The 19394-nt window shown below is 55.1% G+C and carries 16 protein-coding genes; 3 read left to right on the forward strand and 13 right to left on the reverse strand.

Annotated elements, in window-relative coordinates:
- Positions 1-6 precede the first annotated feature (6 nt).
- Positions 7-225, forward strand: coding sequence for a hypothetical protein (locus ACAM29_RS06145; protein ID WP_369623565.1), 219 nt, complete (start codon positions 7-9; stop codon positions 223-225).
- Positions 226-588: 363 nt separating this feature from the next.
- Here ACAM29_RS06145 and nqrM read toward each other — a convergent pair whose 3' ends face one another.
- The 9 genes from nqrM to ACAM29_RS06190 form a co-directional block, all read right to left on the reverse strand.
- A complete protein-coding gene (gene nqrM, locus ACAM29_RS06150) occupies positions 589-825 on the reverse strand; it encodes a (Na+)-NQR maturation NqrM (protein WP_369623566.1) in 237 nt (78 codons plus the stop codon).
- A 19-nt stretch (positions 826-844) separates the two neighbouring features.
- Positions 845-1882, reverse strand: a complete 1038-nt coding sequence (locus ACAM29_RS06155) for an FAD:protein FMN transferase (protein ID WP_206841416.1) — start codon at positions 1880-1882, stop codon at positions 845-847.
- 5 nt (positions 1883-1887) lie between these two features.
- Positions 1888-3120, reverse strand: a complete 1233-nt coding sequence (nqrF, locus tag ACAM29_RS06160; RefSeq protein ID WP_091824365.1) for an NADH:ubiquinone reductase (Na(+)-transporting) subunit F — start codon at positions 3118-3120, stop codon at positions 1888-1890.
- Between the two features lie 38 nt (positions 3121-3158).
- Positions 3159-3770 carry an NADH:ubiquinone reductase (Na(+)-transporting) subunit E gene (gene nqrE / locus ACAM29_RS06165; RefSeq protein ID WP_217632953.1) on the reverse strand — a complete coding sequence of 204 codons (612 nt, stop codon included), beginning with the start codon at positions 3768-3770 and terminating at the stop codon, positions 3159-3161.
- A complete protein-coding gene (locus tag ACAM29_RS06170; RefSeq protein WP_091824370.1) occupies positions 3771-4430 on the reverse strand; it encodes an NADH:ubiquinone reductase (Na(+)-transporting) subunit D in 660 nt (219 codons plus the stop codon). It lies immediately after the preceding gene.
- Positions 4431-4433: 3 nt separating this feature from the next.
- Entirely contained in the window at positions 4434-5210 is a 777-nt protein-coding gene (locus ACAM29_RS06175) for a Na(+)-translocating NADH-quinone reductase subunit C (protein WP_091824373.1), read from the reverse strand.
- Positions 5200-6408: an NADH:ubiquinone reductase (Na(+)-transporting) subunit B gene (locus ACAM29_RS06180; RefSeq protein ID WP_369623567.1), complete on the reverse strand. Its 1209-nt coding sequence runs from the start codon at positions 6406-6408 to the stop codon at positions 5200-5202. Before ACAM29_RS06180 ends, ACAM29_RS06175 begins: the two co-directional genes overlap by 11 nt.
- Positions 6409-6420: 12 nt before the next feature.
- Entirely contained in the window at positions 6421-7761 is a 1341-nt protein-coding gene (locus ACAM29_RS06185) for a Na(+)-translocating NADH-quinone reductase subunit A (protein ID WP_369623568.1), read from the reverse strand.
- A gap of 315 nt (positions 7762-8076) precedes the next feature.
- Positions 8077-9519, reverse strand: a complete 1443-nt coding sequence (locus tag ACAM29_RS06190) for a glyceraldehyde-3-phosphate dehydrogenase (protein WP_091824384.1) — start codon at positions 9517-9519, stop codon at positions 8077-8079.
- A gap of 174 nt (positions 9520-9693) precedes the next feature.
- On the opposite strand from ACAM29_RS06190, the gene mfd reads away from it, so the two are divergent.
- Together mfd and ACAM29_RS06200 are read left to right on the forward strand one after the other, a co-directional pair.
- Positions 9694-13143 carry a transcription-repair coupling factor gene (mfd, locus tag ACAM29_RS06195; RefSeq protein ID WP_369623569.1) on the forward strand — a complete coding sequence of 1150 codons (3450 nt, stop codon included), beginning with the start codon at positions 9694-9696 and terminating at the stop codon, positions 13141-13143.
- 4 nt (positions 13144-13147) lie between these two features.
- A complete protein-coding gene (locus ACAM29_RS06200) occupies positions 13148-13759 on the forward strand; it encodes a peptidoglycan binding protein CsiV (protein ID WP_369623570.1) in 612 nt (203 codons plus the stop codon).
- 17 nt (positions 13760-13776) lie between these two features.
- Here ACAM29_RS06200 and cydC read toward each other — a convergent pair whose 3' ends face one another.
- The 4 genes from cydC to nagZ are packed head-to-tail and all read right to left on the reverse strand — an operon-like array spanning position 13777 to position 19392.
- Positions 13777-15507 carry a thiol reductant ABC exporter subunit CydC gene (gene cydC, locus ACAM29_RS06205; protein ID WP_369623571.1) on the reverse strand — a complete coding sequence of 577 codons (1731 nt, stop codon included), beginning with the start codon at positions 15505-15507 and terminating at the stop codon, positions 13777-13779.
- Positions 15504-17234 carry a thiol reductant ABC exporter subunit CydD gene (gene cydD, locus ACAM29_RS06210; RefSeq protein ID WP_369623572.1) on the reverse strand — a complete coding sequence of 577 codons (1731 nt, stop codon included), beginning with the start codon at positions 17232-17234 and terminating at the stop codon, positions 15504-15506. Before cydD ends, cydC begins: the two co-directional genes overlap by 4 nt.
- Positions 17231-18382: a mechanosensitive ion channel family protein gene (locus ACAM29_RS06215; RefSeq protein WP_369623573.1), complete on the reverse strand. Its 1152-nt coding sequence runs from the start codon at positions 18380-18382 to the stop codon at positions 17231-17233. Before ACAM29_RS06215 ends, cydD begins: the two co-directional genes overlap by 4 nt.
- Positions 18382-19392: a beta-N-acetylhexosaminidase gene (nagZ, locus tag ACAM29_RS06220; protein ID WP_369623574.1), complete on the reverse strand. Its 1011-nt coding sequence runs from the start codon at positions 19390-19392 to the stop codon at positions 18382-18384. The genes ACAM29_RS06215 and nagZ overlap by 1 nt, the downstream gene beginning before the upstream one ends.
- Between the last annotated feature and the right edge of the window lie 2 nt (positions 19393-19394).

Genomic DNA, 19394 nt, shown 5'->3' on the forward strand with positions numbered 1-19394 from the left:
CTGCGAATGCAGGTGGCTTTCATAAATATCGGTGTATGCCTCAAAGGTACGCGGCCTACGCTTACCATCGTCAATCTTTTGCTGAAAATCAGCCAGCCAATCACCGATAACGTGATTGGGCGTCAATGCAGCCTGCTTATTCTTGGCTTCTTCCTTTTTGGCAGTTTCAGGATCTATACCGGCATAAAGCTTGCAGCCATTTCAGAGGCCTTAGCTTTTGCCTGATCAATCGACCACTGGGAACGGCCTGATTTTTCTCTCCACGACACCGCGGTACTTATGTAGAGCACGATAGTAGAAGGCCTTTGATTCTTCGGCATAACCCGAAGAAAAAGAGATGGATTAATGGTATCGGTAACCTGGTACGCACCTCAACCGACAGCCCTTCAATCCATCCATGGTGGATTTGTGCCACATATCATCCTCTGCGCCACAACTGGCCCAAACATGGCCCACATTTTTTTGTGAGCGTCGGTGCACTTCAGTGCATCTTGATGGTAGTCGGTATGGTACGAAAGCTATGATAAATAAGCATTTATGGCCTTCTTTGGCGATTGGTGTGTCTTGATGGTACAAGATCACACCTCATTAACCTTTAGCTTTAACCTCATAGGCAAGATCACCACCAACATTGCCCTGTTGGCGCTCCTGCTCTTCATCACACTTGTTCGGATCACCGCCACAGATGTCACATACGGTATCCATGCCAACGGCACTCATGCCGCCACAGGAACCGGTAATTGGCTTACGCCCCATCAACACCCCCACAGACATGGCTGTGATGATCAACAGCAGCGCAGCGAAGGTCAGAATCATGGTTTCCATTACATACCTCCGAGCATTATCAGTTCAGATAGGCCTCAAAATCAGGCGTGGCGCGGGTTATAAACCCCTCAGCACCCTTGCTGATGAAAAAGGCCTTCACATTATGTTCGATAGCAAAATTGTACCCCTGTTCCTCTCCCATCACCATGAGTGCAGTGGCAAGTGCGTCTGCCTCTGCACAGGTGGGCCTGATCACCGTTACCGAAGCCAGGCGGTGAGTGATGGGACGCGCGGTGCGGGGATCAATGGTATGGGAGTAACGTACACCATCTTCTTCAAAATAGTTACGATAATCGCCTGACGTCGCGACCGCATCACTTTCAAGGCTTATAATCGTCTGAGCCACACGCTCAGCGCCGGCCACAGGCGCCTCGATCGCAAGTTTCCAGGCTGAACCGTCCGGTTTAAGCCCCTCTGCTCGCAATTCACCTCCAATTTCAACCAGGTAGCGATCAACTCCCTCTTGCTCCAGCAGATTGGCCAGTGCGTCTACACCATAGCCCTTGGCGATTGCTGAAAGGTCAATGTACTGCTCACCGAGACGCCGAACCTGTCGGGTTGCAGGTATCAGCTCAACAAACCGGTACCCAATCCGCTCCCGCAAATACTCAATCTGCTCGTCCGTCGGTGCATGTATTATCCGGCCATCCGGCCCAAACCCCCAGAGGTTCACAAGCGGGCCTACGGTTACATCAAACGCACCGTCGGTCCACTCACTGATCCGTTGCGACTCCTGCAGTACAAACATCAGCTCGGCAGGAATGGTCTGAGCATAACCAGGCTCAACACTATTGAGTTTCGACAGCTCCGAGTCGTCAATGTAGGTCGACATTTGACGATTGACTTCAGCCAGCAAAGCACCGGCCTTGGCACGAATCGAGGCAACACGGGTGTCATCCTCGGCAACCCACTTCACACTAAAGCTGGTTCCCATCGTTAAACCGTCAAAGGAAACAATGCGCTCTCGGGGGCGACTGTCACACCCCAGCAGCCCCAAAACAAAAACGGCCAGCAGCGAAGCTGCCAGCCATTTTGTCAGACGTATCTGATTAGCCATCAATATCAGCCACCAAAGTCGTCCAGCAGGATATTCTCAGGCTCGACACCCATATCTTCAAGCATCTTGATAACGGATGCATTCATCATTGGCGGTCCGCACATGTAGTATTCGCAATCCTCAGGGGCCTCATGCTCCTTCAGATAGTGTTCATACAGCACGTTATGGATGAAGCCCGTATAGCCGGTCCAGTTATCCTCCGGCAGAGGATCGGACAGGGCCAGATGCCAGGTAAAGTTCTCATTCTCTTCAGCCAGCTTGTCGAACTCTTCCACATAGAAAGCCTCACGTACGGATCGAGCACCGTACCAGAAGGAGATCTTGCGCGTAGAGTTAAGACGCTTGAGCTGATCAAAGATGTGTGAGCGCATTGGTGCCATGCCAGCACCACCACCGATGAAGACCATCTCATTATCGGTTTCCTTGGCGAAGAACTCACCGAAGGGTCCGTAAACAGTAATGGTGTCCCCCGGCTTCAGGCTGAAGACGTAAGAAGACATCTGCCCCGGCGGAATGCCCTGGCTGCCCGGAGGCGGCGAGGCAATACGAATATTGAACTTAACCAGTCCACGCTCTTCCGGGTAGTTTGCCATTGAATAGGCACGGATAACCGGCTCATCCACCTTGGAGACAAACTGCCACATATCGAACTTGTCCCAGTCGCCGCGGAACTCTTCCTGGATATCGAAATCCTTGTAGTGCACTTCATGCGGCGGTGCTTCCAACTGTACGTAACCACCGGCGCGGAAATCCACGTTCTCACCTTCAGGCAGACGCAGAGTCAGCTCCTTGATGAAGGTTGCCACGTTCGGGTTGGATTCAACAGTGCACTCCCACTTCTTCACGCCGAAGACATCATCTTCCACGTGGACCTTCATATCCTGCTTAACGGCGACCTGGCAGGACAAACGCCAGCCTTCCTTGCCCTCACGCAGGGTGAAGTGGGATTCTTCGGTCGGCAGCATGGAGCCACCACCATCCAGCACCTGACATTTGCACTGCGCGCAGGTACCGCCACCACCACAGGCAGACGCAAGGAAAATCCCCTTGTCAGCCAGAGTTTGCAGCAGCTTGCCGCCTGCAGGAACAGTGATCGATTTTTCCGGATCGTCGTTGATCTCGATGGTCACATTGCCGGAGCTGACCATCTTGGCTCGGGCAGCGAGGATTACGGCTACGAGTGCAAGCACCACCGCCGTGAACATCACTACACCGAGAATGATGACTTCTGTATTCATCGGTTCATCCCATCCTTTTCGCTATTCATGCCAACCGGTTACAGCTGTACGCCGGAGAAGGACATGAAGCCGAGAGACATCAGACCCACGGTAATGAAGGTTATACCCAGACCACGCAGACCGTGCGGCACATCGCTGTACTTCAGCTTTTCACGGATACCTGCCAGCGCAGCGATGGCCAGCGCCCAGCCGATACCAGCGCCAGCGCCGTAGACGACACTCTCACCGAAGGTGTAGTCACGCTCAACCATGAACAAAGCAGCACCCATGATGGCGCAGTTCACGGTAATCAGCGGCAGGAATACGCCCAGCGCGTTGTAGAGGGCCGGTACAAACTTGTCCAGGAACATCTCCAGAATCTGCACAATCGCGGCAATTACGCCAATGTAGGAGATGAAGCCCAGGAAGCTCAGGTCCACTTCAGGATAACCGGCCCACGCCAGTGCACCCTCACGCAGCAGGTGGTTATAGATCAGGTTGTTCACCGGCACCGTGATGACCAGCACCACAATAACGGCAATACCCAGACCAATGGCGGTCTGTACCTTCTTCGAAATCGCCAGGAAGGTACACATCCCGAGGAAGAAGGCCAAGGCCATGTTTTCAACGAAAATCGCCTTAACAGCAAGGCTGATCAGCTGTTCCATGATTTACGCAGCCTCCTTCTTGGTGTTCGGAGCCATTTCGTACTCCGGCTTTTCAACCTGCTCCGGCTTCCAGGTACGGATGATCCAGATGAACATGCCGATCAGGAAGAATGCGCTCGGCGGCAGCAATAGCAGACCGTTGCCCTGATACCAGCCCCCGTTGTTGACCAACGGCAGGATTTCAATACCGAACAACGAGCCTGAGCCGAACAGCTCACGGAAGAAACCGACGAACAGCAGCACCACACCGTAGCCCATACCGTTGCCGAGACCGTCCAGAAAGCTCGGGATCGGCGGATTTTTCATCGCATAGGCTTCAGCGCGACCCATCACGATACAGTTGGTAATAATCAGACCAACGAATACCGACAGCTGCTTGGAGATCTCGTAAGCAAAGGCCTTCAGGAACTGGTCTACCACGATTACCAGCGAGGCAATAATGGTCATCTGCACGATGATACGGATACTGCCCGGAATGTGGTTACGGATCAGCGATACGAAAAAGTTCGAGAACGCCGTTACCACCATAACCGCCAGGGTCATGACCAGCGCCGTCGCCATGTTGGAGGTAACCGCCAGCGCAGAACATACACCCAGAATCTGCAGAGCGATCGGGTTGTTCTTGAAGATTGGCGTTACCAGAACGTCTTTAGTCTTGGACATGGATTAAGCCTCCCCTGCACGCAGGTTGTTCAGGAACGGCGCGTAGCCATTCTCGCCCATCCAGAACTGAACCAGGTTGGTGACACCGTTGCCGGTCAGCGTAGCCCCAGACAGACCGTCGATCTTGTGCTCGGCATCGGCTGTAGAGGCGTCAACACTGCCCTTGATCAGCTGGATTTTCGGATCCATCTTGTCTTCACCGTAGACTTCCTTACCTGGCCATAGCGCTTTCCAGGCAGGATTGTCGACTTCGCCACCCAGCCCCGGGGTCTCGGCGTGCGAGTAGAAGCCAAGCCCTACAACGGTGTTCAGATCGCCTTCCAGCGCCAGGAATCCGTAAAGGGTGGACCAAAGACCCTTGCCATGAACCGGCAGGACTACCTTCTCGACAGCGCCGTTGGCACTTTCAACCAGGTAGACCGGTTGCACACGCGCAATGGTCTTGATACCGGCCTGATCTTCATCACGGCTCAGACGAATGTTCTGCGCAGGATCCTTTGCAGCCTTGGTTTCGTCATAACTGGACGCAACATCAACGAACTTGCCGGTTTCCAGATCAACATATTTGGTCGTGATTTGCTGGAACAGCTCGTCAACGCTCTTGGCAGGATCACTGATACCGGCCGCAGCAAGAATGTTGCTCTTGCGGTCCAGTTCTTTGTTGGCAACCTGCTTGGGCTTGAGAATTACCGCCGCCGCCGACACCACTACCGAGCAGATAACACACAGCAGGATGGTGACCAGCAGGGTTTTACCCATAGTATCGTTATTAGCCGACATTACGCTTCATCCTCCGCTTAATGTTCGCCTGGACAACGAAGTTGTCGATCAGCGGTGCAAACAGGTTGGCAAACAGAATGGCCAGCATCATACCTTCCGGGAACGCCGGGTTGGCCACACGGATCAGCACTACCATCACACCGATCAGCGCGCCGAAGAACCACTTGCCGGTGTTGGTCATGGATGCAGACACGGGGTCGGTCGCCATGAAAATCATACCGAAAGCGAAGCCACCCAGAACCAAGTGCCAATAGAACGGCATGTTGAACATCGGGTTGGTATCGGAGCCGATCAGGTTGAACAGCGTGGACGTGGCCACCATGCCAAGGAATACGCCCGCAACGATTCGCCAAGCCGCAATCCGGGCAAACAGGATAACCGCACCACCGATTAGAATCGCCAGAGTGGAAGTTTCACCCACCGAGCCTTGAATGGTACCGATGAAAGCATCGAACCAGGTTACGTTCGCAGCCAGAATCGCTTCAACGCCGCCCATGGCAGCCAGACCCAGCGGGGTTGCTCCAGAGAAGCCGTCAACAGCGGTCCAGATCGCATCACCTGACATCTGTGCCGGGTAGGCAAAGAAGAGGAATGCACGACCGGTCAACGCCGGGTTGAGGAAGTTTTTGCCGGTACCGCCGAATACTTCCTTACCGATCACCACACCGAAGCTGATACCCAGTGCAACCTGCCACAGCGGGATGGTCGGCGGCAGAATCAGCGAGAACAGGATGGAGGTCACGAAGAAGCCTTCGTTCACTTCATGCCCGCGCTTCATGGCAAACAGCACTTCCCAGAAGCCACCAACAATAAATGTCACTGCATAAATCGGTAGCCAGTAGACAGCACCGTGAATGATGTTGTCCCACACGCTGTCCGGGCTGAACCCGGTCAGTGATGCAGCCAGCGCACCACGCCAGCCGGTAGACTCGGTCAGGCCCAAATCCACCATGGCGGTATTGGCCTGCAGGCCTATGTTGTACATCCCGAAGAAGATCGCCGGGAAAGTACACAGCCACACCAGAATCATGATGCGCTTCAGGTCAACACCATCACGTACATGAGCGGCGTTTTTGGTGACCTGGCCGGGTGTGTAAAAAATGGTATCCACTGCTTCATACAGGGCGTACCAGTTCTCGTATTTGCCGCCTTTATGGAAATGCGGCTCCATTTTATCCAGAACGGTTCTTAAACTCATGACCAGCCTCTCTTACGCCTCTTTCTCGATGCGCGTCAGGTTGTCGCGAAGAATCGGACCGTACTCGTACTTACCAGGGCACGCAAACGTGCACAGTGCGAGGTCCTCTTCATCCAGCTCAAGACAACCGAGCTGCATCGCGGTCACGATATCGCCGGTCACCAGTGCACGCAGCAACTGAGTCGGCAGGATATCCAGCGGCATCAACGTTTCAAACTGACCTACGGGGATCATCGCCCGCTCGGATCCGTTTGTCGTTGTGGTGAAGTTGAATTTCTTGCCCGGTGAAAGCACGGACGCAAACATGTTCAAGACAGAGAACTTATTGCTGCCAGGGGCAATCCAGCCCATAAACTCGCGCTTGTCACCTTCCAGCAGCACGCTCACCTGATTGGCATAACGGCTCAAAAAGGCATGAGGTCCCAGTGCTGCACGGCCGTTCCAGACAGAGCCGCTGATAACACGGTTTTTGCCCGGCAGTAACCGACCGGCAATCAACTCCTCGGTAGAAGCCCCAATACGAGTGCGCACAAGCTGCGGCTTCTCAACCTGAGGACCTGCCAACGCAACAACACGCTCGACCGGCAGACGACCTTCAGTAAACAGGCGTCCAAGTGCGATCACGTCCTGATAACCGATGGTCCAGACTGTTTTCTGCTGCGACACCGGGTCCAGGAAGTGTATATGTGTACCGGCATTTCCAGCAGGATGCTTGCCGACGAACTCGGCCACATCAACACCATCCGCTGTCGGCACGTTGGCGCCGGCAGCCTTGCAGAGATACACCTTGCCACCGCTGAGACAGGTCAGCAGCTTGAGGCCGTTGGTAAATGCGTCAGCCTGTTCATTGATGATCAGCTCAGGACTGGCTGCCAACGGATTAGTATCGATCGCAGTAACGAAAATGGAGTGAGGCGTGGTACCGACCTGAGGCACACGACTGAAAGGACGGGTACGCAGCGCAGTCCAGAGACCGGATGATTGCAAGCTTTCTTCGATCTGCTCGCGTGTCAGACTGCCCAGTTCATCGGCAGAATATCGAGGGAATTCGACCGCTTCTTCCTGTTCGTCCAGCTCAATGACCACGGATTGCAGTACACGTCGTTCGCCACGGTTGATCGCACGGACCACACCGGCGCCCGGAGCCGTATACTGGACCCCTTCTGTTTTTTTATCGGTAAAGATCACCTGACCGAGTTTCACCCGGTCACCCTCTTTGACCTTCATTGACGGCTTCATGCCGACATAATCCTGGCCAAGGAGAGCCACAGTGCGTACAGCGGGACCATCACTGATGGTCTGCTCGGGCGCACCTGCAATCGGTAGATCCAGACCCTTATTGATCTTGATCATTCGTCTCACCCAACTATCAAAAATATTCAGGAGATCACGCCCCCGCCCAAACGCGGTCAGCCAAAATAAAACCAGCCTTCCGTGCCGGGAAACAGACGCAGGATTCCCACCTAAAAATCCGCACAAGTATAACCGACACCCTTGTCGTTTTTCTACAAGCCACTGATTTCCTGAGCTGGAACAGAGTGATAAAAAGGTATATACGAATAGACCGTATAGGAATATGGATATTATATTTAAGAATAAGATATCTCAGAAACAAAAAAGGCCACCCAACACGGGCAGCCCTTTTCAACAGCACAGGCAAACAGACGCTTACTTGCTGTTTTTCGGGAACGCCTGCAAAGTGCACTTGGCCAGATGCTGTGCCATGCGGACCACCTGACAGCTGTAACCAAATTCGTTGTCATACCATACGTACAGCACGCAACGATTGCCATCCACGATGGTTGCAAGGGCATCGACCACACCAGCCGCACGCGATCCTACAAAGTCACTGGAAACCGCTTCCGGCGAGTTGCTGTAGTCGATCTGCTTTTGCAGATCAGAGTGCAGTGCTGCATCGCGCAGGAAGGCATTCAGCTCGTCTTTGTCGGTGGACTTTTCCAGGTTCAGGTTCAGGATCGCCATTGACACGTTCGGCGTCGGCACGCGGATCGCATTACCGGTCAGCTTGCCTTCCAGCTCCGGCAGCGCCTTGGCAACGGCTTTGGCAGCACCGGTCTCGGTCAGAACCATGTTCAGCGCAGCCGCACGACCGCGGCGATCACCCTTGTGGTAGTTGTCGATCAGGTTCTGGTCGTTGGTGTAGGAATGCACAGTTTCAACATGTCCATTCACGACACCAAACTGATCATTAACCGCTTTCAGTACCGGCACGATAGCGTTGGTGGTACATGAGGCAGCGGACAGCACACGGTCATCATCATTGATGTCGTTATGGTTAACACCCATAACAATGTTTTTGACGCCCTTACCCGGCGCCGTCAACAGCGCACGTGCGACACCCTTGGACTGCAGGTGCAGTGACAAGCCTGCTTCATCGCGCCATTTGCCGGTGTTGTCGATCACCAGCGCGTTCTTGATGCCGTACTGGGTATAGTCAACCTGGTCCGGACCATCGGCAAAAATCACCTTAATGTAATTGCCGTTAGCGATGATCGCATTGCTTTCTTCATCGATCTGGATGGTGCCCTTGAAGGAGCCGTGAACCGAGTCACGACGCAGAAGACTGGCACGCTTCTCAAGATCGTTATCGGCGTTACCCTTGCGTACAACAATGGCACGCAGGCGCAGGGAATGGCCACCGCCAGCACGATCCAGCATCAGACGCGCCAACAGGCGACCGATACGGCCAAAGCCGTACAATACAACATCGGTCGATTCGTGCGCTTCAGCCGGCTCGGTAGAAGCGTCGGCCAGTTCATCAGCAAGGAAGGCCTGCAGGGTGCGGCCATTACCTTCGTTGCGGAATTTTACCGCCAGTTTGCCAATATCGATGTGAGCATTGGTCACATCCATTTCGGCCACGGCTTCCAGTACCGGGAAGGTATCCACTACGGACAGCTCTTCAGCTTCCAGCTGGCGCACAAAACGATGTGCCTTGAGAATATTGATCACAGACCGCTTGACGATCAGACGACCATAGACAGAGATCTCTACGTTTCGGTCACGATACAGACGACCCACCAGCGGCACCATCGCTTCCGCGATCGCTTCACGGGCTTTCCAGTCTGCAAAAATCAGTTCTTGGCTCACGGGGTAACTCCGAAATTGTCAACGCTCAATTTGGGTGCGCGCATTATCCTCTTTTCACACGGTCGGGGCAAACCTGACAAGGCTAGACTTTGGTCCCCTTGCTGTCGTGAGGCTGCGTTTTGCAGTTTCAACGGTTAAACTGCTCGCCTTTACAACCTGAAGGGAGAGACAGCATTGGCGGTCGAATTCAACTTTCCATTACCCAAGGGCCCCGGTGACATCCGCCGTCTGGGTCAGGTACAGGGCAGTGCCACCGGCCTGTTGACACAGCAGATCGCTTGCCGTCATAACGGCTTGATGCTGCTGATCTGTCAAGATATGGAAAGCGCGGAGCGGCTGCAGAATGAGGTCAGGTTCTACAGTTGTGACCAACTGCCGGTGCGCTTGCTGCCCGACTGGGAGATTCTGCCCTATGACAGTTTTTCACCGCATCAGGACATTATTTCCACACGCATCCAGACATTGCACCAACTCCCGGAACAGAAACACGGTGTACTGATTCTGCCGATCAGCACACTGATGCACCGCCTTCCCCCACTGAGCTTCATTACCGCCAGCGCTCTGTTTCTTGAGCCTGGACAGAAACTCGACAGCATCGCCTTGCGCCAACGCTTCACGGACGCCGGCTACACTGCCGTAGATACTGTCTATGAGCATGGTGAATTTACCATCCGCGGCGCAATTATCGACCTGTATCCCATGGGATCTGAGTTGCCGCTGCGCATCGACCTGTTCGATGATGAAATTGACACCATCCGAACATTTGACCCGGAAAGCCAACGCTCCATCGACAAGGTGGATCGGGTAAGACTGTTGCCTGCAAAAGAGTTCCTGTTTCATCAAGATGCCATCACCCGCTTCAAGCAGCGCTGGCGTGAACGCTTTGATGTGGATCACACCCGCTGCCCCATATACCAGGATGTATCCAGCGGACTGACGCCGCCGGGTATCGAATACTACGCCCCACTCTTTTTCGAACAGTCAGCAACCCTGTTTGACTATCTGCCCGAAAACACACTGATTCTTCATGACCGACAACTCAACTCGGCAGCCGAACACTTCTACCATGATGTACGCCAACGCCACGATGAACGCCGAGGTGACCTGCAGCGCCCGATACTTTCCCCTGACGAGCTGTTTCTTTCAGCTGAAGAGCTTTTCAGCACTCTGCGACAACGCCCCGTCATCCGTCTCAATGAAGAGGCAGAAGAGCTCAAGCCTGGCCGTGACAACCTGCCCTGTGTCGACCTGCCCGACTTCAGCACGGATGACCGCCAGACACCGCTGGCCTCTCTTCAGGCATATCGACAGCATGACACTACGCCGATCCTGATCTGTGCGGAGTCAGCCGGTCGCCGTGAGGCCTTGCTGGAACATGCACGCAAGGCCGGACTTGATCTTGCTGAGTGTGATAACTGGTCGGATTTCATCTCACAAAGGCCCAACCTGGCCATCACCACCTTCGCACTGGAGCGTGGACTGTTCATACCAGGCCAGCTGCAGCTGATCACAGAGACACAGCTATTCGGACGCCAGGTATTTCAACGTCGTCGGCGTGAAAAACAGCAGATCGACTCGGATCAGGCCATTCGCCACCTGTCAGAACTGACCATAGGTGCACCGGTAGTGCACCTTGATCATGGTGTTGGCCGCTATCAGGGCATGCAAACCATTAGTGTCGATCAACAGCCTGCCGAATTTCTGGTGCTTGAATATGCCGATGAGGCCAAACTGTATGTGCCGGTATCCTCACTACATCTGATCGGTCGGTACTCCGGTGCCAGCGACGAATCAGCCCCATTGCACCGATTGGGGACAGAGCAGTGGAGCAAGGCACGGCGCAAGGCAGCCGAAAAGGTTCGTGACTCTGCTGCCGAGCTGCTCGACATCTATGCACGCCGTGCTGCACGCAAGGGGTTCAGTTTTGATTGCAGCGAGGCTGAATATGCGCGCTTTGCAGCCAGTTTCCCATTTGAGGAAACCCCGGACCAAGCCAATACCATTAATGCAGTGGTAGGTGACATGCGCGCTGCGGCGCCCATGGATCGGCTGGTGTGTGGCGACGTCGGCTTCGGCAAGACTGAGGTTGCCATGCGCGCGGCCTTTATCGCGGTACAGAGTGGCAAGCAGGTCGCCGTACTGGTACCCACCACGCTGCTGGCACAACAGCATTTTGAAAACTTCCGTGACCGTTTTGCCGATTGGCCCGTTGAAGTGGAGCTGATTTCGCGCTTCAAAAGCGCCAAACAACAACAGGCCACTCTTCTCGCACTCAGCGAGGGCAAGGTCGACATCCTGATCGGCACGCATAAACTGCTGCAGGGGGATATCCGTTTCAGTGATCTGGGACTGTTGATTATTGATGAAGAACACCGCTTTGGCGTCCAACAAAAAGAGCGACTCAAATCGCTGCGTTCAGAAGTCGATATTCTGACCCTGACGGCAACCCCGATTCCACGAACGCTTAACATGGCCATGTCCGGTATCCGTGATTTGTCGATTATTGCCACCCCGCCAGCCCGCCGCCTGTCGGTCAAAACCTTTGTGCGCCAGAATGATGCGCCAATGGTGAAGGAAGCGATCCTGCGTGAGCTGCTGCGTGGCGGCCAGGTATACTACCTCCACAACGAGGTCAAGACGATCGAGAAGGTTGCCGAGGAGATAACGGCTCTGGTACCGGAAGCAAGGGTGGCCATTGGCCATGGCCAGATGCGCGAGCGTGAACTGGAGCAGGTCATGAGCGACTTTTATCACAAGCGCTTTAACGTACTGGTCTGCACCACCATCATTGAAACCGGCATTGATGTACCCAGTGCCAACACCATTATCATTGATCGCGCCGACAAATTCGGCCTGGCCCAGCTGCATCAGCTGCGGGGTCGTGTGGGCCGCTCTCACCATCAGGCCTACGCCTATCTGTTGACACCGCCCGTTCGGGCCATAACACAGGATGCGATCAAACGACTGGAAGCGATCAGCGAGGCCAACACCCTTGGAGCCGGTTTTACCCTTGCCACCCATGACCTGGAGATCCGCGGTGCGGGCGAGCTGCTGGGCGAAGAGCAAAGCGGTCAGATGCAAAGCGTTGGCTTCGGTCTGTATATGGAAATGCTGGATCAGGCGATCAAGGCGATCCGCGAGGGCAAGACTCCTGATCTGGACAAACCCCTGCATCATGGCTGCGAGATCAACCTGCACCTGCCCGCACTGATTCCGGATGACTATCTGCCGGACGTACATAATCGACTGATCATCTACAAACGCATCGCCAATGCTGCTGATGCCAACGCACTTGATGAACTGCAGGTTGAAATGATTGATCGCTTTGGCCTGCTGCCCGAACCGACCCGCAACCTGATGAGACTGACGCATCTCAAACTGAAAGCGGAAGCCCTGGGCATCGTCAAGCTTGATGCCGGCGACAAGGCCGGTCGCATCGAGTTTGAAGCCGAGCCGAACATCGATCCACTGACACTGATCACCATGATTCAGCGCCAACCTCAGCGCTTCCGTCTGGACGGTGCCAGCGTATTGCGGTTTACTCAACCCATGGAAAAGGTCGCGTCCCGCTTTGAAGCGGTCGAGTCACTGCTCACCCAACTGTCACCCAAAGAAAAAGAGTAATCCTATGCCCGGTTTACTGCAACGCACCCTGACACTGGTAACCCTTTCAAGCCTGACGGCAATGGCCAGCGCCGCCAACCTGTACAAGGTCGAAATGCTGGTGTTTGCCAATCAAAACGGAATCGGTGTGAACGAGGAATATTGGCCGGATATCGCACCTGCCGACGTCAGTGGTGCCGTATTCCCACGCAGCTGGGACGGCTACCCTCTACAGGCCTTTGAGGAGCTGCCACGCAACGATCTGCGTTTGAGTGCAGATGCCAGCCGTCTGGCCCGCAGCGGCGAGTACAAAGTGCTGTATCACAGCGGATGGCTACAATCCATTGGCAGCAAAAGCCAGGCACGACCCGTGCGCATCAAAGCCAGTACTGAAGGCTACGAGCTGGACGGTTCAATCAGTATCTACCGCAATCGCTTTCTGCACGCTCAGCCAAGCTTGCAACTAAGCAGCCACGGATCGATGCAGCCGACACTGTCTGAAACCGACAGCAGCGACCGCTATAGCCCTGCTGCATGGCTGCTGCAGGATGCCCGCCGCATGCGCTCCAACGAGATACATTACATTGATCACCCGCATATGGGCGTGCTTTTGATCATTCGTCCTGTCGGTAACTGAATCGGCTTAACGGGCTTTCAAACTGCATTTAGCTGACTGAAGCGGCTGTCGGGGATAGCCGCCAAAGCCTGTGGCGATCCTTCCTCAATTACCCGCCCCTTGTCCAGTATCACAACACGATCAAACAACGCTGCCGTTTGCAGATGGTGACTGATCATCACAAGTGTTCGTTCGGGGTAAAGCCGCAACACATTCTCCACAACGGCGGCTTCCGTTGCGGCATCAAGCCCCTCGGTTGGCTCATCAAGCAGTAGGATGGGGGCGTCACGCAATAGCGCCCTTGCCAGTGCCAGCCGCTTGCGCTGCCCCCCTGAAAGGCGGCTGCCAGACTCGCCTATTGAGTATGCAAGAGGCTCTTCGCCCAACTCCATATCCAGTCGCACAGCTGCCAGTACCGATGCCATATCGGCCTCATCGGCACTCACATTGGCCAGGGCAAGGTTATCGGCGACAGTACCGGCAAAGAGCTGAACCGGTTGTGATAGCACACTCATCTGAGCTCTCAGGGTTGACTCACTGTAGCAGGCAACCGACTGACCACCCAACAACACATGCCCCTGTTGCGGATCGTGGAATCGCGCCAGCAAGCTGATAAGCGTGCTCTTGCCGCTGCCGGTATGCCCCAGCAGCAGTATTTTTTCTCCGGCCGATACCTGCAGTGAGAATTTCTCAAGTACCGCTGATGAAGAACGATCATAATGGAAATATACCTGATCAAAACTGAAGCTGCCGGGCAGCAACACAGGAGCTTCATCGGCTGGCGGATAGTGGATCAGCGGGGCGGTTGCAGCAACTTCCTGCAGGCGTGCAGCCGCACGGCGAGTTTTGCCAAGATACTGATATGCCAGAGATAGTGGAGCCACAACTTCAAACACAGCCAACACACAGAACAGCACCATGGCCAGCTGAGCAGGTTCAAGCCTGCCATCGTATACGCGCTCAACACCCATAGCCAAAGCCAGCAGGCCAGTTGTACCACCAATAAATACGATCAGCGCCGTCATCAGCCCCGTCAGCAGCGCCATGCGCAGCTGGGTTTTCTGCAGCCTCGCCTCCTCGGCAGCGGTAGCATCAATCGCTCGCTGAACACCGCCATAGATGTACAGGTCGGCCAGCCCCTGTACCAACCCTATCAGCCGTTGACGCAGGCGAGCGGTCGCCATTACTTGCTGCTCGCCCACATGACGTGCTGACAAGTGTGCCAGCAGTGGCGTGATCACCCCTGCCAGCAATAACCCCACAGCTGTCAGCAACGCTATCCCAGGGCTGTACAGTGCCAGAAAACCCAATACCAGTGCCGACACCAGTAACGCAAGTACGCTGGGAGCCAGTACACGCAGATACAGGTTATCCAGCGCATTTACATCAGCGATAAGGCGGTTCAAAAGGTCAGCGGAGCGAAACTGCTGCAACCGAGCAGGGCCAAGTAGCTCAAGGCAACGATAGAACCAGCTGCGCAGATCGGCCAGCAGACGGAAGGTTGCTTCGTGGGTTGTGACCCGCTCAAAATAGCGCCCAACTGTTCTGGCGATGGCAAAACCTCGCACGCCAGCCCCCGGCGTAAAGTAGTTGAACTGCTGGGCTGTGACCGCACTGATGCCAGCCAGAGCCGCTGCCGAAATGAACCAGCCTGACAGGGTCATCAGGCCGATACTGGCCAGCAGCGTGACCAGGCCCAGCAAAGTGCCAAGCAGGACCCAGTTCAAGTGTGGTCGCATCAGCCCAACGAATGGACGCAATTCTTTCATGTCGCGCCTCCGACTTCGGGTGCGTCTGTATTCAAGAGACTCAGCTGCCCGTTCTCAAGCTGCCATACCTCATCCGCCCGCAGCATCGAGGAGCTCCGATGTGTCAGCATCAGCACCAGCCTGCCTGCACACAGCGTCTGCAGAGACTCCAGCACCAGCTGCTCACTGTCTCGGTCAAGGTTTGCAGTAGGCTCATCCAGCAACAATACCGGCGCATCCTTAAGAAAGGCTCGTGCCAGCGCCAGGCGCTGAATTTGTCCGCCGGAAAAACCACTTCCCAGCTCTCCCACAATAGTATCGAGACCGTCAGGAAGGCGCTGTACAAATTCCAGTGCATTGGCTTGCTCCAGTGCCAAATACAGAGCATGCTCGCTGGCATCGGGTGCTGCCAACAGCAGGTTATCGCGCAGACTGCCCGGAAACAGTGTTGTATGCTGACTGACCCAGGCAACCTGTTCCAGCCAAGCATAACTGCCTACCATATCCAGCGGTGTCTGATTAACCTTAACCTGACCTTCGCTGAGTTGGCGAAATCCCAGAAGTACTTGCAGCAGGGATGACTTGCCCGCACCACTCGGGCCCACCAGTGCAACAATTCGGCCTCGCTGAAGCGTCAGATTCACGCCCGTAAATACTGGCGTCTGGCGCCCGGGGTAAGTCAGTCCCGCACCCTCAAGGCTAATCTGATGGACAGTTGCATCCAACCCCGCTCCCTCTCCGGCTATCGCTTTGGGGGTAGCTTCCAGCAGTTCACGCAGCTTGTCGGCGGCAGCCACCGCCTCCTGTCGCGCGTGGTAATGCGTACCCAATTCTCGCAAAGGAAGGTAAAACTCCGGCGCCAGCAGCAGTATAAACAATCCCTGGTAAAGGTTGACCGGCGCGTCCCAGTAACCAAAGTCCAGGTGACCAAGAAAGCTGAAACCCAAATAAACCGCGACTACGGCAATGGATATGGAGGCGAAGAATTCAAGCACCGCCGACGACAAGAATGCCAATCGAAGCACCTGCATCGTGCGTTGACGAAACTCATCAGCCCCGGCCTCAATCACCTCCACCTGGGCTCGACTGCGATCAAACAGTTTCAGCGTAACGATACCCTGTACGACATCAAGAAAGTGGGACCCCAGTTGCGACAGCGCGGCGAAGTTACGTCGGTTGGCTTCAGCTGCACGGGTACCGACCAGCGCCATGAAGAGCGGCACCAGGGGTGCCGTAATCAGGAAAATCAGCCCTGCCGCCCAGTTTACCGGGAATATAAAGGCGAGTATGACCAGCGGCAACATTGCCGCCAACGCCATTTGTGGCAAATAGCGGGCAAAAAAACCATCCAGCGCTTCAACCTGCTCAAGAAGAATGCTGCTCAGTTCACCGCTGCGCTGATCACCCGTATAGGCGGGTCCCAGCCGATTGATATGATTAAGCAGCAATCCTCTCAGGCTTCGCCTGATCCGAATCGATGCCTGCTGTCCAGCCCACTCCTTTACAACACCCAGCAGAGCTCTGAGCAACAGTGCCGCCAGCAACATCAACAGCAATGGCGTGTGCTGTGCAAGGGACTGCCCGCTGAACAGGGTGCCATCGACAACTCTGGCCAGCAGGTGGGCCTGAACAACCAGCATCAGACCGATACCAATCCCTGCTGCCACACTCAGCCAGACCCAGCGTTTTTCCTGTTTGCCAAGCTGCTGTAGCCAGCGCTTTTGCTCCCGCTCCTGCAAGCGGCTCATGCCTGCTGCCCCGCTTCGGTCGGCCGTTGAGATACAGGTTCCGGCAACTCCGGCTCGCCTGCCGCGAGATGGATGGTCTGAGTCGGGAAGGCAAACTCAGCTCCGTGACTGAAAATAATATCCGCTATTTTCAACATCACATCCTGTTTGATTTCGTGATACTTAACCCACTGTGTGGTTTTGGTGAAGGTATACACCATAAAGTCGAGAGAGGATGGCCCAAAGCGGTTCAACTGAACAATGATCGTCTGACGCGTATCGATTTCCGGATGATTGCGAATCATCTCGCGTACGTCATCAATGATTGCCCTGACCTTGTCTGCATCATCATAGCGGACCCCGACATGCTCAAAAATACGTCTGTTGCGCATCCGCGAGGGGTTTTCTACCGAGATGCTGGTAAAGGTTGCATTGGGGACGTACAGGGGCCTTTGATCAAAGGTCCGGATGCGAGTCAGGCGCCAGCCGATGTACTCGACGGTCCCCTCTATCTCCTTATCGGGGGAGCGCACCCAGTCACCTACTCGAAACGGGCGATCCATATAAATCATCAGGCCACCGAAAAAGTTGGCCAGTAGATCCTTGGCAGCGAAGCCTACCGCGATACCGCCGATACCGCCAAATGCCAGGATGCCGGAAATACTGACACCTGAAGATTGCAGTACCGTTAGCCCAGCAAGAATGAATACAACCAGTCGCAGCAGTTTGGCAACAGCATCGGCGGTTGTGCGATCCACCTGTTTACGGCCGGCGACGGGCGTTGTCAGGTACGTTTCCCCTGCCTTGATAAAACGAATCACTCCCCAAGCCAAGAGGATGATGACCCCAAGTCGACGCAGGTCACCGCCTACTTCGGTGCTGACCGGCAGACCGTTTCGGCTGAAAATCTCCAGCAACAGGGATACACCAGTGACCCAAATCAGAATACGCAGCGGTGTTCTGATCGACTTCAAGAGCAAATCGTCCCAGGCAGGGGCTTTCTGACTCAAGTGGTGAATCAAGCGCCCCATCACCCAGTTGAATACGATGGTTAACAGCCAGACCAGAACCACAACTGTTGCAGCAGCCACCTGCCAGCCGTAGTCCTCCAGTACGGGCCACTGTTTAAACAGAGGAGCCAGCAGCGGTTTCAGCAGCTGTTCAAGCATCAGATCTCCTTGAGTAACTCTGCCGCCAGCTGGCGGCTTTCATTCAGCCGATCAGAATCCGGAATCCGCGCAGGACGTGCGCGCATCCTGGCCAGGCGATGTGATGCAGCAACCGAACCAGACTGCAGATGTTCCAGAACCTGTCCTGCACCGTCAGGATGATTACAGACCAGTACCATGTCACAACCGGCTGCCAGTGCACGATCACAGCGTTCTGCATAGCTGCCGGCTTGGCTGGCCCCCTCCATACTAAGATCGTCACTGAAAATCACACCATCAAAGTGCAACCGCTGGCGCAGAACCTGCTGCAGCCAATAACTGGAAAAGCCCGCCGGAGCCGAGCAAACCTGACTGTACACAACGTGTGCCGGCATTACGCCATCAAGCCCGCGTCGGATCAATGCGTCAAATGGCCGCAGATCCTGCTCTTCGATTTCGGCCATGCTGCGTTCATCAATCGGCAGCTCAAGGTGCGAGTCGGCCTGTACCCAGCCATGGCCCGGGAAATGCTTGCCGGTCGCGGCCATCCCGGCTTCATGCATACCGGCCATAACACCACCGGCCAGCTGGATAACCACCTCAGGATCAGCACCGAAGGCGCGGTCTCCAATAACACTGCTCTGACCCCAGTCCAGATCCAGCACCGGGGCAAAGCTGATATCGATATCAAACCGGCGAAGCTCTGTCGCCATCAACCAGCCAAGTTCATGGGCACAGGCGATCGCATGATGCGGGTTCTGTAGCCAGCGACGGCCCAAGGCAGCCATGGGCGGCAAACGAGTAAAGCCTTCACGGAAACGCTGGACACGCCCCCCCTCCTGATCAACCGCCACCAGCAAGTCTGCCCGCAAGGCACGAATGGATGTCATCAGTGATTTGAGCTGGTCGGGATTGTCATAGTTGCGGCTGAACAGAATCAGTCCGCCTACCTGGGGACTCTTGATCTGTTCGGTTTCAACTGCATTCAGCGCAGTCCCCTCAATATCAAGCATCAGAACGCCAGTGGTCATGA

This window comes from Marinobacterium sp. BA1 (assembly GCF_041155135.1).
GTDB classification, from domain to species: Bacteria; Pseudomonadota; Gammaproteobacteria; order Pseudomonadales; family Balneatricaceae; genus Marinobacterium; species Marinobacterium iners.

Bases quoted from the DNA above. Each gene is read 5' to 3' on its own strand.
- ACAM29_RS06145 (WP_369623565.1), top strand. From the start codon at position 7: ATGCAGGTGGCTTTCATAAATATCGGTGTATGCCTCAAAGGTACGCGG.
- nqrM (WP_369623566.1), bottom strand. From the start codon at position 825: ATGGAAACCATGATTCTGACCTTCGCTGCGCTGCTGTTGATCATCACA.
- ACAM29_RS06155 (WP_206841416.1), bottom strand. From the start codon at position 1,882: ATGGCTAATCAGATACGTCTGACAAAATGGCTGGCAGCTTCGCTGCTG.
- nqrF (WP_091824365.1), bottom strand. From the start codon at position 3,120: ATGAATACAGAAGTCATCATTCTCGGTGTAGTGATGTTCACGGCGGTG.
- ACAM29_RS06170 (WP_091824370.1), bottom strand. From the start codon at position 4,430: ATGTCCAAGACTAAAGACGTTCTGGTAACGCCAATCTTCAAGAACAAC.
- ACAM29_RS06175 (WP_091824373.1), bottom strand. From the start codon at position 5,210: ATGTCGGCTAATAACGATACTATGGGTAAAACCCTGCTGGTCACCATC.
- ACAM29_RS06180 (WP_369623567.1), bottom strand. From the start codon at position 6,408: ATGAGTTTAAGAACCGTTCTGGATAAAATGGAGCCGCATTTCCATAAA.
- ACAM29_RS06185 (WP_369623568.1), bottom strand. From the start codon at position 7,761: ATGATCAAGATCAATAAGGGTCTGGATCTACCGATTGCAGGTGCGCCC.
- ACAM29_RS06200 (WP_369623570.1), top strand. From the start codon at position 13,148: ATGCCCGGTTTACTGCAACGCACCCTGACACTGGTAACCCTTTCAAGC.
- cydC (WP_369623571.1), bottom strand. From the start codon at position 15,507: ATGAAAGAATTGCGTCCATTCGTTGGGCTGATGCGACCACACTTGAAC.
- cydD (WP_369623572.1), bottom strand. From the start codon at position 17,234: ATGAGCCGCTTGCAGGAGCGGGAGCAAAAGCGCTGGCTACAGCAGCTT.
- ACAM29_RS06215 (WP_369623573.1), bottom strand. From the start codon at position 18,382: ATGCTTGAACAGCTGCTGAAACCGCTGCTGGCTCCTCTGTTTAAACAG.
- nagZ (WP_369623574.1), bottom strand. From the start codon at position 19,392: ATGACCACTGGCGTTCTGATGCTTGATATTGAGGGGACTGCGCTGAAT.